Source organism: Planctobacterium sp. AWH2_060, assembly GCF_056158425.1.
In genome coordinates this window covers 4,614,454-4,630,108 of record NZ_JBSWTG010000001.1, presented here as the reverse complement: position 1 = coordinate 4,630,108, position 15,655 = coordinate 4,614,454, and the positions used below count along the sequence as shown (strand labels likewise).

The window sequence follows — 15,655 nt, the reverse complement described above, 5'->3', positions numbered from 1 at the left end:
AATAGCGGGCGGGTTTGATAAATGGGCTTCCCTGCGGAAGCCCAATAAATTAAACAGTCAGTTAAAACTCGTATTTATAACTGATATTAAAGGATGTCGCTGATTCTTTCTGTCTGACAGCGATATCAGATTGCGATACTTCCTGCTCCTCACCCAATAAGTTCTTAATGCGGAACTTAACTGATGAATTAAAGTCGGGATAGTAGGTATAAACAGCATCCAATGAGTGGAATGGCTGCTCAAATGCATCTTCCCTTCCGGCAATACCAGAAGCAATGATGCGCTCGCCAAACACGTTATAGACTAATGAAGCTGTGTGCTCACCGTTCGCAGAATCGTAGTTTAACTGCAAGTTAACCACATATTCAGAGTGACCAGTCATGCGCTTAGTTGGGTTAGTCAGGTTACCTGCCAACGCCGGATCAATAACCGCTTCCGAATCACTCAGAGTGATGTTACCTGAGGTGAAGAAACCATCAGCCAGATAGGTCAGATCATGCATCCACTCTAACTCTACACCATACACTTCTGCTGTTTCACCGTTGACAAAGGTTGCCGAGTAATCTTCATCACCAATGCGCAAGATAGTTTCAATTGGTGCTTCAATATCCTTATAGAATGCCGCAATTGAGTAGTTATCCCCATTGTCCATGTACATTTCGTAACGCAGATCATAGTTTTTAATCGGGCTACTCTTCAGCCCAACACGACCAAAGGTACGAATATCTGTCAATGGATCAAAATAAGCTACTGGTACAACTTCCCTTAAGTCCGGGCGTACAATGGTTTCACCATAACCCAAACGCCATTGATTGCCACCATCCGTGATATAAGTGAATGACAATGCAGAGTAGACATCATCTTCCTGTAGAGTACCGGCTTCAATCTTGTCAGGATCGTAGAAGATATTTAGATCTTCTGCGGTGAAGATTAAGCTTGAAGTACCAATTGAAGATTGTTTGAACTCTTCCCAACGAATACCACCACTGACACGATATTTGCTCTTGTAAAAAACATCGAAAGAACCGTAATAGGCATCGATCTTTTGCGCAGCAAGATAGTCATCAGCATCTGGCGCACTTGGCTCATTGAAGTTGATCAACACATCCTGTCCGTCAATGAAACTATCGGTCAGATAGCCACTGTCAGACAGTGAATTACTACCATTTTCATTAACGACTATTGCGCCACCAGACTCGTTATTAACCGCAAAGCTTGAAGTATTATAAATCCTTGCTCTATCGGTAATATCGAAACCTGTTTTTAATTCAATTTCAAAGTTGCCTTGGTAAATTGGCAAAGTTAAATTTGCACCGCTGGAATTAACTTTATCTTCCATGTCCGTATAGGAAAATATTGCGCGGTTATCATCACCCGTGATTACGCTGCTGGTCAGGGCCCCGTTGTCAAAGTTGTCGCGAAATCTGAATTCAGCACTGACAGGGATCTCAGTTTCAGCAGTTGAACGCGTATATTGCCAATCAACGCCCAAACCCCACCAATCAAGAAAGGTGTGCTGTCCCAGAGCCTGATTGACTTGCAGAGTGCGCTCTTCATAATCAATAGCGTGAGTACGATTCGCCAAGCCATCACCTGCGATAGTAAAAATAGTACTACCCGCTGGGCTTTGTAGCGTTTGCACATCCACTTCTTCTTCGTTGTCCACTAAATACAGGTTGTTCAAAGTCAGGCTATGAGTACCAACCTTGTAGCCTAAATTTAACACCCCATTAAAGCGTTCTGACACCGTAGTCGTGGTAATATCTGTTACCGTATTGTAGCAGGATGCGGCAATTTCATCAGCGTTATTCAAGGTAGTCGCACAATCCTCAGATACATCCTGAGCGATTACTGCATTGCGCCTTTCAGCCGTTTCGCTGGACTTGTCCGCTGACGCAGAAAACAAAACCCCGAAAGTTCCACCAAAGTAACTCTCTTCGAAGCTATCCCCGATATGACCTTTTACGCTGTAATTTGGGTCCAGTGAATCCTCACTGAGACTGTAGTCACGCTGTAACGACTTTAGCAATCCATTGTTTATTGCTTCAGCTTGCTCAGCTCTGGTTCCGTTAGCGCCATCTTCCAGAAAATCACGGTCAATGATGCTGGGTAACGTAAAGTCACCACGGTAACGGACTATCGCGTCAGATAACTCTTGGGAAATTCCACTTTCATCTCTTGAGAAACTGTAACCGTCACCATGCAGATTGCTGTAGCCCAAACCAAAATCTAAACCAGCCGTAAAATCAGCAGGCACTGCTTTAGTTCGAATATCAATGCTACCACCACCAAATGCAGCCGGCATAGAAGGAGAAAACGCCTTCTGTACCGCTAAGCTTTCAACGATGCTGGCAGGAATGATATCCAATGGCAGTACATTTCTGGTTAGATCAGGACTGGGAACAGCGGCGCCATTTAATCTGGCGCTAGAGTATCTCTCACCCAAACCACGCACGTAGATGTATTTACCATCAACAAGGGTTAAACCTGTTACACGGCGCAGTGCAGAAGCAGCATCACTGTCACCAGTACGTGCCATTTGTTCAGCACCCAAAATGTCTGCAACAAATGCCTGAGCTTTACGCTCTTCAATGACTGCCGCAGCACTCCCCTGAAGCCTGGAACCTGTAGCAACAACCTCTTCCATTGCTTGCTCTTCCTGGGCAATTGCCAGTGGAGCATTAACCAATAGTCCCAGGCTGACGGCGTAAGCGAGTTTTTTCAATTCGTATTTGTGTTTCATATATAACTCCGGCCTTTCAACCAAAAAATAGGCGCATTAAGAGCGCCTATTTATTCGTTCTGTCACTGATTAGTCTTGGTCTGCAGCAGTTACTGCAGCTTCAACCCATGCGTACCAGGCAGAACCAGTTTCCTGGTCAGATACCGCACCAATGTAAGAACCGGCATTAAAGAAACCATCAACAGTCGTTGGGTCGGTAGCTGCTACAGAAATGTCAGCAGAACCCGTGTTAGTCGCAAAACCGTTTGCCGCTAATACGTCAGCTGTGCCGCCTACACGCTCGTTGGCACCGTTGTTATCAAACCATTCGGTTAGTGCAACACCAGACAAAGAAGCAGGCTCTTTACCGCTGTTGAAAGTACCGTCTTCGTCGTTGAATTCAGTTACACAAGCCATTACAGAGCTGTTGAAAACAATGTTGTCAGCCGCTTTTTCACCATCAGAAGAGAAAGAAATACACTGTGAATCTGTACCTTCGGTTTTAACCATTAATACGTTGTACAAACCAGCGTTGTATTCGTCATCAAATTTGAAGGCGATTGAAGCGTCATCGTCACGTACTGAACGACCATCAGTAGTGATAACAGTGACGTTAGAAATGGTTGGGTTAGAAGGACCAACTTCCGCAGAAGACTCACCTTTAACACCATCAGACTCAAAACCACCGTTACCCATGTATGCGATTTCGCCATTTGGCAGAGTTACTGTACCGTGCTTGATAAACAGGAACTGTGCTTTACCTTGCCAGCCAGCGTCAAAGTCGAAAGAGTCATCTTGAGTATCAGTAACAACAACGTGCTTCAGAGTAGTTGCACCACCGAAGATTTCGATACCATCATCGAATCCCTGGTGAATGTGAATGTAATCGAACTCAGAGCCAGAACCAACTGCGTTCAGGGTCAGTGAGTTTAAGTCGTCGCCTTCACCACCAACCTGAGGACCAGAACCTGCATACCAGATACGCGCCCATTTGATGTTACCGCTGGAATCAGTGTTATCGTTACCACCGAAATAGCTGGTAATACCTTCAGAAGGAACGTTACAAGTGTTAGCAGCACGCTCAGCATCAGTACACTGGTCAGTGATGCCGTTACCGTTGATGATGATGCCACCCCAGTCAGCGTATAGTGGACCGTTACCTACCGTATCAAGGCGGTCATAAGCAAATGCAGAAGTAAAGGTAACAGGCTTAGCAGCTGTACCTACCGCCTGAATTTTTGCACCACGTGCGATACGAATGATCGCTTCACCAGAACGGAATGCAAGAGTTGCACCAGGCTCAACCGTCATTGTAGGGCCTGTTTCAGGAATACTAAAACCATCAGTTGTCTGGCCGTCTTCACCGATAAGCAGTGCATCTTCAAATACGTGTACGCCGCCGTTTGGAAGCTCCTCAAAGGTAATGTTTGAAGTAATTGAAATGTTACGGCTGGCAAAAGAGTCATTGTACTGACAGTCCTGACCGTCGTAAGTACCTTCTACGGTTCCTGCAGAAGACTCATAACTCGCACATTCAACTTCATCACTATTGCCACCGCCAGAGTTGTTGTTCGAATTGTTTGTGCTGTTGTCAGTGTTAGTACTATTGTCATTGACTGTAGGGGTAATGTTGATGTCGCCACCACAACCAGCAAGCATAAGAGCTAAAGCAATCGCACTAGTTTTGAACGCCGTTCTGAGTTCCATTGATTTCTCCAAGAATAAAGAGTGTTTTTTAAGTTAAAACTTCATCGGTTTAGATTTGGCGCAAAGCGTACTGGCATTCAATGACAAATTTGTTACAGGAGTAGCACGCGTCACAAAACTTTAATATTTGTAACTCAGAAATGCGCTGTAGGCGGACCTGGGAATAAGCTTTTTACGGCGTTATTCAGCCAGGGCAAGATCACGAAAGATTTTTGAGCGACACTCGGATATGGCCTAACCAATGCAAAACCTAATTATTTTGTTTACGTCTGAATATTTCGATATTGGAACTCTCTCCTACCTGCAGGCTCATGGGTAGAGGTTTTTCGGCGCCGCAGTCTAGTTCAACAACTGTTATTTGATTGAAATCATTGTCGGGGCGCCGACTGCGCCTTAAGGGGACCGGGCTGCGCCCCCCTTAAGAATCCCCCGCAGCCCCTGACGCGCAACAACATAAACTTCGCCACCAGCACAACGACGACCATCAATGACAGCACATCCCTGTGCTGGGCATTGAGCATACCAATAAGTAACGTTAAGCATTCGCTCAGCGCCATATCAGCGAGCTTAATTCGAGGCGCGTGAATGAAGTAATACTGGTGGTCTTTCGAATTTCACGCAAAGCTTAACGCATCCTGCTCTCGCCCCTTACCAACATCCCTGTTGGCAACAAAGAAGTAAGCCGCTGAGATGGCGTCTTCGATGGATTTGAAACGGTTTTATACGTCGTTAGATGTTTTTGATTTAACCCATTAAACCTGTAAACATCTGCCTTGTCTAAAACCGTTTCAATTTCCACTGAGTAGCATGCTTAACGTTACTTATTGGTATTTGATATCATCCCTGATATCTCTCATCGTTGTTTCAACTGATGTCGCAGTTTATTGCGCGTAAAGGGAGATTAGATTCAGCACTCCGAACAAATATTGGCGGAACCGAACCCGCAAACGAAGTAGTTTTGGATTATCTCCAAATGAACATTATTTGTTTCTGGGCACTAAATGAGCATTCATGCTCTCGCCCTAGTTATTCAGCAGCTTCCAGAAGTGATAATACTTGTTTAGAACGCGCTGCTCCCAGCGGTACATAACCTTCTCTTCGGGTTATTGCATCACCTTCGGCGGAATAGATGAATCTGACAAATTCAAGATAGGGATCAGCCAATGGCTCATTGGGTTTTTTATTGATTAATAAATACAAAAAGCGCGAATAAGGGTATTTACCTGAGCGAATATTGGCTTCAGTAGGTGCAACCGCCTCGCCGTGAGTTGACAGTTTTACCGAAAGTAACTTTATTCCCGCATTTTGAAAGCCCCATCCCGCATAACCAATGGCCCCTTTAAAAAACGCCACTGATTGCACTACAGAGGTCGAACTGGGCTGCTCTGCCACCTGGGCTTTAAAATCCCCATTGCACAGAATTTTATCTTTAAACAAACCATAAGTACCTGAAACGGCACTGCGCCCGAACATTTTAATGCGTTGTGTAAACTGTCCAGCAGGTAACACCTGAGACCAATTATCTATTGCTTCACGGCCACCGCAAAACCGGGTTACAGAAAAAATCGCATCAATTTGTTGTTGCTCTAACACAGAAACTGGATTATCCAGAGACACAAACAGGGTTATGGCATCCAAAGCCACCGGAACCAGCGTTGGCTCATAACCAAATTCATTGAAAAATGCATCGCGCTCTGAACCTTTCAAGGTGCGGCTCATTGGTCCAATATTGGCAGTACCATGGGTCATGGCCGGTGGCGCGGTAGACGAACCCGCCGCCTGCAACTGAAACTTAACCTGAGGATAATGTTGATTGAATTCTTCTGCCCACACTGAAGTCAAATTAGACATAGTATCGGATCCCACCGAGATGATAGTGCCGGCAATACCATGGGTAACTTTGTAAGGAGGAGACGCTTCTGATGACTTAACTGAGGCTGGCATCAGCAACAACACAGTCAGCATCAGAAACAAGAAAATACTATGCACTGGCAATAATTTGCTTCGCAAATGAAAAGGAAAATTCACTGCCCTTGCCCACCTCACTTTTAATCTCAAGACGAGAATTATGATGGGACAGTACGTGTTTAACAATAGATAATCCCAATCCGGTGCCTCCGGTTTTGCGGGAGCGAGCTTTATCGACACGATAAAATCGCTCCGTGAGACGACTAAGGTGTTCCTCTGCAATCCCATCGCCATTGTCTACCACTTTAAATCTGGCTTTATCTCCATCACGGTACCAGGAAACCCGAATAACACCACCATTTGGCGTATAATTAATGGCATTAAATATCAAATTAGAAAAAGCACTACGCAGCTCAGTTTCCACACCATAAATCACTAAATCCTCTTTAATTTCAAACTGAATATCATGGTGTTTGTCCTTGTTCAGTGATTGGGCCTCAACTTCAATAGTGCGCAGTACCTGCGGTACATTAACCACCTTTTCATAGACTCGCTCAGTACTGGCTTCGATCCGCGAAAGTGCTAACAATTGCTCCACCAGGCTTTGCATCCTTGTGGACTGAATGCCCATTTCATCAAACGCTTTATCTATAAAGGATTGCGGCATATCTGGGCTTTCTTTCAACATTTCCAGATAACCACTGAGCACCGTTAGCGGTGTGCGTAATTCATGAGATACGTTAGCCACAAAATCCTTGCGAATTTGCTCCACATGACTGATTTGAGTGATATCCCTCGCGATAAGCAAAAAGTGTTTGTCGCCGTAAGGCATCATGCGAAATTCCAACACCCGATTGATATTAGTAGGTGATTCAATCTCAACGGGATTATCGTATTTGCGATTGCGCAGAAATTTGACAAACTCTGGGTGGCGAATCAGATTGTCGATGCGACGCTCTGCATCTTCCGGCCAATTCAACCCTAGCTCGATACGAGCCAGCCGATTACACCACTCGATATGCCAGTCAGAATCCAATACCACGGCCGCATCGGGAAGAGACTCGGAGCCCTCTCTAAATCGCCTAATCAAATTGCCTAATTTTTTGCGCTTAATACGGTTACGGCGCTGCATATAATAAATGCCATCGTAAACATACCCCCAAACGCCACTAGCATCAGGAGGGGTAAACTTTTTACTATGCCATAACCAGTTATTGAGCTTGATTAGGTGAAAATAATTAACGACTACCAACCCGGTTGAGGCTAGCGCCAAAGACCACAGTAAGGCATCAAAGTACCAACCAACCAGCAAGGCAATTCCATACCAGCAGGTTATGCGGGTTATCATTTTCACCCAGGAAAAGGGATTATACAAAAGCTACCTTTATTCGTTAAATTACTCTATAGGGCAGATAATCAGCACAGTTACTGCTTAGCTGAAAAACGATATCCAGAGCCGCGTACTGTTTGTATCATGTTCTCATGACCGTGACCAGATATGGCTTTGCGCAGGCGTCGAATATGCACATCCACAGTTCTGTCTTCAACGTAAACGTTGGTACCCCAAACGTTATCCAGTAATTGCTCTCGACTGTATACACGCTCTGAATGCGTCATAAAAAAGTGTAGCAGTTTAAACTCTGTTGGTCCCAATTTGAGGGCATTGCCATGGGAAGTAACGCGATGCGAAACCGGATCTAACACCAAGCCACTGAAACTGATAGGTTCTTCATTGGAGGTAGGCGATGTTCTGCGCAGAACAGCTTTGATTCGCGCAATGAGTTCTTTGGGTGAAAATGGCTTAGTAATATAGTCATCAGCACCGGCGTCCAAACCACGGACCTTGTCTTCCTCTTCCCCTCTGGCAGTCAGCATAATAATGGGGATGTCTTTAGTGTGCTCGTGCTGCTTGAGTTTTTTTGCCAGTTGAATACCACTGCCGCCAGGCAGCATCCAATCCAAAAGTATAATTTCAGGATAGGGTTCAATTACTGAATCAAGCGCTACGTCATAATCTTCCGCCTCGGTAACGTCAAAGTCCGACTGCTCTAAGACAAACTTAATCATATCCCTGATGGGCGCTTCGTCTTCAACTACGAGTATTTTTCTAGCCACTTTTTCACCTCAATCTTAATATCCGCGGCAATTATTTGTCGATTTGATGACAAAAATATGAATTTTCCACCTTAAATCCTTAAAAACCATAACATAACCAGATATTAAGCAATAAAATTAAAGCTATACCATGCCTTGTCTAATTAGCATTTTCTGCATATTCTTAGCCGAGGAACTGCAAAAAAATAATTCATAGTCTTCAGGTAACGTTACAATGGGTCTGACTCAGGGTCTGTTCCAACAGGTTATAGCAATAAGCGAAGGGTTGCGTTGAATGTCAAAAGTTAAAGTAGGATTATCAAGAAAACTTTTGACCAGAGTGCTGTCTGTTTATTTTATACTGACACTGATTGTGACAGTGGGACAAATACTGACAGAATACCTCAACGCCAAAAACCACATTCAGAGCGAATTACAGACTCTCAAAAACACCTTTAGTACCAGTTTAACCCGCGCGATATGGGAACTAAACACCCCACAAGCACAATCTATTGCAGAAGGATTAATGGAGCTGCCCATTGTTGAAGGTGTGCAGATCCGTGACGAGAATGGTAACTATATTGCTGATTTGGGACGAACTGTCGTATTGCAAATGGATCCGGTGAATACCGGTGTAATGCAAGACCACGGTGGCGGAACCTTTGGATATACCTTCCCGCTGATATTTGAGTTTTCCGGCCGTACCTCTAACGTCGGTGATGTCACACTGTATTCCAGTTTTGAAATTATCTTTGGCCGGATTCAGGTAGGTGTGTTCTTCCTGATAGGCAACGCCATTTTAAAAACTGGTTTTCTGGTGTTCTTGTTCCTCAATGCTTTCCGGCGAATGTTAACCGAGCCGCTGTCGGATTTAACCCACCAGATAAATGAATTTGATATTGATCGTCTGGAATCCTCCAAACTCCACGTCAAAATTGAAGACGACAATGAGTTAGCGGTGTTACGGGATGCCTATAACAAACTAGTGGATGACCTCATTGATTTTCAAAACCGTCTGGGAGGAGCACAGGCGGAGCTCAAGGAAGCCAATCGCAAACTGGACGAACAGAACCTGATGTTAGAGCAGGAAGTGGCTAAGAAGACCGCCAGCCTGTCTAAAATCATGTTGGACCTCGAACAGCAAAAAGATGAGTTAATGGTGAAACAGGAAGAGCTGAAACGAGAGAACGACAGCCGTCGATTTGCCGAAGATACCCTGATCAGAAAAAATAACGAACTAGCCGAATCTATGGAAACCCTGAAAGTAGCTCAGGATCAACTGGTGGAATCTGAACGCATGGCTTCACTGGGTGGTTTGGTTGCGGGGATAGCCCATGATGTGAATACCCCAATTGGTGTCAGTGTCACCGCCGCCAGTTTCCTGCAAGACCGACTAAAATCATTGCAGACGGCATTTGATGATAAGAAACTCACCAGTAAAACCATGACGGCGTTTATTGATGAAGCCGGGCAAACCACAACCTTGTTACTGTCTAACCTGAATCGCGCCTCGGACCTGGTGGCCAGCTTTAAACAGGTGGCGGTGGATCAAACCAGTGAAGCGGAAAGAGATGTGGATATGAAAGAATATATCCGCGAAGTTACCCAATCACTGGCACCTAAGTTTAAGAAAACCAATCACACCATTGAAGTCGATTGCCCGGATGACCTGACAGTAAGATGTGCCCCTGGTGCAGTAGCACAGATCGTGACTAACATGATCATGAACTCACTCATCCATGGCTTTGAAAATGTCAGAGAAGGTCATATCAGTATGAAGATCTGGAGTGATGACAACCTGGTACATATTGATTACCGTGACAATGGCAAGGGTCTAAACAAAGAAATGTTAGAAAAACACTTTGATGCCTTTTTCACCACCCGTCGCGGTAAAGGCGGCTCCGGCCTTGGTACTCACATTATGTACAACCTGGTAACCCAAACTCTGGGTGGTAAAATTGAAGCAGAAAGTGAGCCTGGTCAAGGGCTTAGATACATCATTAATTTTCCCCAAAACAAACGCGCGGTTTAAGCTGGATTAGCGGGTTCAGACCTGCTAATCTCCTGCCCTTTTCTCATATCTAATGACAGGCCAGATTGCGGGTTTGTCGTTCACCCTGACGCTAAGAAGACTATGTGGTTTAAAAATTTAAAAGTTTATTCAATTACTGAATCCCTCAACATTTCCCCGGAAGATTTCCAACAACAATTAACCCAGGTGGCGTTTCGCCATTGTGGTAAGCAAGAATTAGCAACCATGGGCTGGGTAGCACCATTAGAGGGCGGTCAGGAGCTATTTCACCTGGCTGACGGACGCTTTTTGTTAACCCTGAAAAAACAAGAAAGACTACTGCCTACTTCTGTAGTCAATGCGGAATTAGAAGAAAAGGTTGCACAGATCGAATCAGAAACCGGCGCGCCAGTTGGCAAGAAAGCCAAACAGGATCTGAAGCAAGAAATCATTCACCGCTTATTGCCTCAGGCATTCACCAAAAACAGCTATCTGCACGGCATGATCAGCCCCAAAGAAAACATGGTGTTTGTTGATGCCTCAGCCGATGGTAAAGCAGAAACCTTCCTGGCGATGCTGCGCAAAGCTATGGGCTCATTACCTGTGGTACCACTGGGCAGAACCAGTGTTGCTGCCGCGTTAACCAGTTGGTTGCAGGACAGCAAAGTACCGGCAGGACTGGAGCTTCAGGACGAAGCTGAGTTTAAAGACGAAGCTGAAGAAGCCAGCATTATTCGTTGTAAAAACCAGGATCTGACATCTGATGAAATGCTAAACCACATTGCATCCGGAAAATCGGTGCACAAGATTGCGGTTAAATGGGAAGACACCCTGACAGCGATAATTCAGGAAGACTTGTCAGTTAAACGCATCAAATTTACCGACGTGATGCGGGAACAAAATGACGATATTCCCAAGGATCAAAAAGCCGCTAAACTGGACGCCGATTTTGCCCTGATGTCCGGTGAGTTGGTGCGCTTTATCGGCTACCTGCAGGATATTTTTGACCTCGACGAAGAAGCCTGATTAGCTCTAAACGCTACAAAAACCCCACTGCATAGTGGGGTTTTGTTTTTATCAGCCAGATATCAGGCTAACTAAATATCGCCTTACCGGCTTCTTTCATATCTTTGTACTCGTCACTTTCAACCAGAGCCAAATCACTGATCATGTTTTTCTTCATGCACAGATTTAAGATGGCATCTTTTTGACTGTTAACGTGACCAGCAACCGCTGCGCCCATACGCACAAAATCCAGATAAGACACGGTTTCGGTCTGCACCTTGAGGTTACGCCAATGCTCAGCCACCTGAACAAAATCCTTACCAAACCCCCACTCTGCAGTGATGGTGCCACCGATACGTCCGGATAGCTTCTGCACCGCCACATTTAAAAATGTGGGATTAGCAAAGACTTCTTCATGACGCTCAGCTTCTGTCAGGATAGGCAGAATGCCTATATTGTGTACCAGTGAGCACAAAGTCAGGGTATCAACATTCAGACGGCGATCTTTGGTTTCATCCTGATAAATTCGAAACAGTGCTAAAGCGTTGGCAACCACATCAACCGTGCGATCCCAAATTTTATTGATATAGCCTTTAATAATGTCGTTCTTACTCACAAATAACTGTTCCATCGCAAGTGCAGTGGCGATGTTTTTGATTTGCGTTAAACCAATACGAGTCACCGCCTGGTTTAACGATTCGACTTTAACACTGCGCCCCATATAGGCGCTGTTTGCAATTTTAATAATCCGTGCCGACAACGATGGATCCAGACCGATCACATCCGCCATGGTATTGAGGTTAATTTCCGGATCATCTGCCGCTTTGCGAACCTTTAAGGCTATCGCAGGCAGTGTAGGCAACACCAAGGTATCGTTGTTTATTTTTTCTACCAGAATGGTGAGCAATGCATTTTCAGTGGACATTTTCCAACCTTTTCATATGAACCTGAGTTACTAAATCAGGACTAGTTGTTTGAACCAAGCGGGGTTACCAGAGCAATCAAAACTAACCTTTGAACAATCAATGTTTACTAATTGTACAAATGTGAAAACGCTCAGTCAGAATCGCACCTACTGCTCATCAAAAGTGCTAATCTGGTAACACGCTCTACTCTTTGAGTTTAATTTATTTTCTTCGATTCACCAGCCATTTATCTGATATAACTCAAATTTATTTCAAGTGATCGCGCCCCTCGCATAGTCGCTGTGCGCAAGATTTGATTTTTAGCCGAATTTGAATCAAGGTATGCGCTGTTTTAAATTTAAATTCAATATAATAATAAAAAGAGCATTTACGATGAGAAAAAATCCACTTAGCGGAATCTTATTCGCCGCTTCTTTATGCGCATTAAGCGCCTGCCAGCCCAGTGACACTGCCTCCTCCTCAGCGGCTGCTGTTGACCAGGAAGCAAAACCTTATACCTTGTTGCCAGAGTTGAGCGAACGATTAGATATCTACAAGCAAGTAGAATTAAGTGCCGACCTTTCTCACCTGAGCGACAATCAGAAAACCATGCTGGGCGTATTGATAGATGCCTCGGAGATCATGGATGAGCTTTTTTGGCAACAAGCCTATGGTCCAAACAAAGATGAATTCCTGGCGAAAATAACCGATGCCAAAGTTCGTAAGTTTGCAGAAATAAACTACGGCCCCTGGGATCGACTGGATGGCGACAAGGCTTTTTTAACCGGTGTCGAAGCCAAATCTCACGGTGCGCAATTCTATCCTCAGGATATGGATAAGGCCGAGTTTGAAGCAGCTGACTTACCCGGAAAGGATGGCCTGTATTCAGTAATTGAGCGACAAGAAGGGCAACTCAAAGTCGTTCCCTATTCTGAAAAATACAAGGTAGCGTTGGAGCGAGCCGCTGGATTGCTGAAACAAGCGGCTCTGCTGGCGGAAAACAAGGAATTTGCCAATTACCTGAACATGCGTGCCGAAGCCCTGCTAAGCGACGAATACCAGGCTTCCGATTTTGCCTGGATGGATATGAAAAGCAACCCAATTGAGCTGGTTTATGGCCCAATTGAAACCTATGAAGATCAGCTCTTTGGCTATCGCGCTGCGTTTGAATCTTATGTGCTGATCAAAGATTTAAAATGGAGCGAAAAGCTGGCGAAGTACGCACAATTTCTGCCTGAACTGCAAAAGGGTTTGCCGGTTGCAGAAGCCTATAAACAGGAAACGCCTGGAGCCAATGCAGACCTAAACGCCTATGACGTTATCTATTACGCTGGCCACTCCAATGCCGGTAGTAAAACCATTGCTATCAATTTGCCCAATGACGAAGAAGTACAGTTGTCTAAAGGAACGCGCCGCCTGCAACTCAAAAATGCTATGCGCGCTAAATTCGACCATATCCTTGTACCCATCGCTCAGGAGTTGATCGTACCGGAACAACGACAAAACATTACCTTTGATGCTTTCTTTGCCAACACTATGTTTCACGAAGTGGCTCATGGATTAGGCATTAAAAATACCATCAATGACAAAGGAACTGTGCGTCAGGTATTAAAAGAACACGCTTCAGCACTGGAAGAGGGTAAAGCCGATATTCTGGGTCTGTACATGATTCAGCAATTGCTGGAAAAAGATGAAATCACTGAAGGTGTTCTGCAGGACTACTACACCACCTTTATGGCAGGTATCTTCCGCTCCGTGCGCTTTGGAGCCTCCAGCGCTCATGGTAAGGCCAATATGGTGCGCTTTAATTATTTTAAAGAACAAGGGGCTTTTAGTCGCAATGAGCAAGGTCAGTATTCTGTCGACATGGACAAGATGCAACAAGCCGTCAGCTCATTGTCTGAGCTGATTTTAACCTTGCAAGGCAATGGTGATTACGATGGCGTTGCTAAGTTGGTGGCGGAAAAAGGCTTGATCGACGCTGCATTACAAGCTGATCTGGATCGCCTGTCTCAAGCCAATATCCCGGTAGATATCACTTTTACGCAGGGTAAACAGGTCTTAGGTCTGTAATACCAACTCCATATTACTCCGGCATTCAAACAACCGTTTGAATACCGGAGTTTCATTGCTACACTTATAAGTATCAACAATCTTTAAGCCTTAAACGATTCATGAAGTTACATCGCCTTGAAGGCTATATCCAGGATATCTGGCTGGTAGAAGAACCCCATGGTCTAATGTTACTAGACGGCGCTTCTCGGGCTGACGTGCAGAACATCTGCCGTTTTATCAGCGAAGAGCTTAAACGCCCCTTGCATCACCTTAAAGTCATCATGGTCACGCACATGCACCCAGACCATGCCGGCGGTGCCCGAGCCTTAAAGCAAATCACCAAAGCAAAGATCGTGACCGGGAATGTCCCTGGTCAATGGTACAGCGGTGTGGATGGTTGGCTGATGCATCTTAGCGATATATTACTGGCCCACTGGGTGGCGGGAAGAATGAAAAAGTCGCGTCGCCTGATTTGGTACTCTCCCTGGATGAAAGCCGATATTTATCTTGATGACGAAGCGCTGATCCCGGGATTTGAAGACTGGCGTGTACTTTTTACTCAGGGCCATACCGACCGAGACATTAGTCTCTGGCATCAGCCCAGTCATAAAGTGTATGTAGCGGATTTAATGGTTAAAGTAAAAGAGCGGTTTATCCCGCCCTATCCGGTGTTTTACCCCAATCGCTACAAGGCTTCGTTAAACCGGATCAGACAATTAGCGCCCGACAGTATCCTGTTGGCTCATGGTGCAGAAGTTAAGCTCAGCGATGCTGATTTTGATTACCTGCAACAAAAAGCACCAGAGATACCAGCGACACACTGGCGCTCAGTAAAAAGTAAGTTAGCTCGGGTATTTGGTATAACGGCGAACGGCTAAACTTTCAGTTTTTCCTGATAAGGCGGCCACCCCAGAGGCTTACCCGCTAACACATGTAGGTGGATGTGATAAACCGTCTGACCACCGTGTTCATTGCAGTTCATCACGGTTCTGAAACCGTCCTGAGCAAAGCCCTGCTCTTTTGCGATATGACTGGCCACCCAATGTAAATGCCCCACCAGCGCTTTATCGTCACTACTCATGTCATTGATGGTGGCGATGGGCTTTTTCGGGATCACCAAAAAATGTATCGGGGCCTGCGGGTTAATATCTTTAAAGGCTAAAGCTTCGTCATCCTCATACAGGATGTCGGCGGGGATTTCTTTATTGATGATTTTGGTAAAAATAGTTTCTGACATGATGCCGTTTC

The 15,655-nt window shown here is 45.1% G+C and carries 12 protein-coding genes; 4 read left to right on the top strand and 8 right to left on the bottom strand.

Annotated features, from left to right (window positions below; all coding sequences use genetic code 11):
- Positions 1-61 precede the first annotated feature (61 nt).
- From ACXAD8_RS19960 to phoB, 6 genes are all read right to left on the bottom strand, one after another.
- On the bottom strand, positions 62-2,743 hold the full coding sequence (locus tag ACXAD8_RS19960; RefSeq protein ID WP_475231776.1) for a TonB-dependent receptor plug domain-containing protein: 2,682 nt from the start codon (positions 2,741-2,743) through the stop codon (positions 62-64).
- Positions 2,744-2,812: 69 nt separating this feature from the next.
- The gene (locus ACXAD8_RS19955) at positions 2,813-4,429 is read right to left on the bottom strand and encodes a hypothetical protein (RefSeq protein WP_475231774.1); all 1,617 of its coding nucleotides are present in this window, start codon (positions 4,427-4,429) and stop codon (positions 2,813-2,815) included.
- 393 nt (positions 4,430-4,822) lie between these two features.
- A complete protein-coding gene (locus ACXAD8_RS19950; RefSeq protein WP_475231773.1) occupies positions 4,823-4,972 on the bottom strand; it encodes a hypothetical protein in 150 nt (49 codons plus the stop codon).
- A gap of 483 nt (positions 4,973-5,455) precedes the next feature.
- Positions 5,456-6,418, bottom strand: a complete 963-nt coding sequence (locus tag ACXAD8_RS19945) for a PstS family phosphate ABC transporter substrate-binding protein (RefSeq protein ID WP_475231772.1) — start codon at positions 6,416-6,418, stop codon at positions 5,456-5,458.
- Positions 6,411-7,712: a phosphate regulon sensor histidine kinase PhoR gene (gene phoR / locus ACXAD8_RS19940; RefSeq protein WP_475231770.1), complete on the bottom strand. Its 1,302-nt coding sequence runs from the start codon at positions 7,710-7,712 to the stop codon at positions 6,411-6,413. The genes ACXAD8_RS19945 and phoR overlap by 8 nt, the downstream gene beginning before the upstream one ends.
- Before the next feature lie 50 nt (positions 7,713-7,762).
- A complete protein-coding gene (gene phoB, locus ACXAD8_RS19935) occupies positions 7,763-8,452 on the bottom strand; it encodes a phosphate regulon transcriptional regulator PhoB (protein ID WP_475231769.1) in 690 nt (229 codons plus the stop codon).
- Positions 8,453-8,726: 274 nt separating this feature from the next.
- Between phoB and ACXAD8_RS19930 the strand changes: the two genes are divergently transcribed.
- Together ACXAD8_RS19930 and rdgC are read left to right on the top strand one after the other, a co-directional pair.
- Complete coding sequence (locus tag ACXAD8_RS19930; RefSeq protein WP_475231767.1) at positions 8,727-10,463, top strand: sensor histidine kinase; 1,737 nt, start codon at positions 8,727-8,729, stop codon at positions 10,461-10,463.
- A 102-nt stretch (positions 10,464-10,565) separates the two neighbouring features.
- Complete coding sequence (rdgC, locus tag ACXAD8_RS19925; protein ID WP_475231765.1) at positions 10,566-11,468, top strand: recombination-associated protein RdgC; 903 nt, start codon at positions 10,566-10,568, stop codon at positions 11,466-11,468.
- Between the two features lie 67 nt (positions 11,469-11,535).
- Here the strand turns inward: rdgC and ACXAD8_RS19920 are convergent, their stop codons facing one another.
- The gene (locus tag ACXAD8_RS19920; protein WP_475231763.1) at positions 11,536-12,372 is read right to left on the bottom strand and encodes an HDOD domain-containing protein; all 837 of its coding nucleotides are present in this window, start codon (positions 12,370-12,372) and stop codon (positions 11,536-11,538) included.
- A gap of 373 nt (positions 12,373-12,745) precedes the next feature.
- On the opposite strand from ACXAD8_RS19920, the gene ACXAD8_RS19915 reads away from it, so the two are divergent.
- Both ACXAD8_RS19915 and ACXAD8_RS19910 read left to right on the top strand, forming a co-directional pair.
- Positions 12,746-14,425, top strand: coding sequence for a dipeptidyl-peptidase 3 family protein (locus tag ACXAD8_RS19915; RefSeq protein ID WP_475231762.1), 1,680 nt, complete (start codon positions 12,746-12,748; stop codon positions 14,423-14,425).
- Positions 14,426-14,526: 101 nt separating this feature from the next.
- Entirely contained in the window at positions 14,527-15,285 is a 759-nt protein-coding gene (locus tag ACXAD8_RS19910) for an MBL fold metallo-hydrolase (RefSeq protein WP_475231761.1), read from the top strand.
- Here ACXAD8_RS19910 and ACXAD8_RS19905 read toward each other — a convergent pair.
- Positions 15,282-15,644, bottom strand: a complete 363-nt coding sequence (locus ACXAD8_RS19905; RefSeq protein ID WP_475231759.1) for a histidine triad nucleotide-binding protein — start codon at positions 15,642-15,644, stop codon at positions 15,282-15,284. The two genes, ACXAD8_RS19910 and ACXAD8_RS19905, sit on opposite strands and share 4 nt — an antisense overlap.
- Positions 15,645-15,655: the final 11 nt, after the last annotated feature.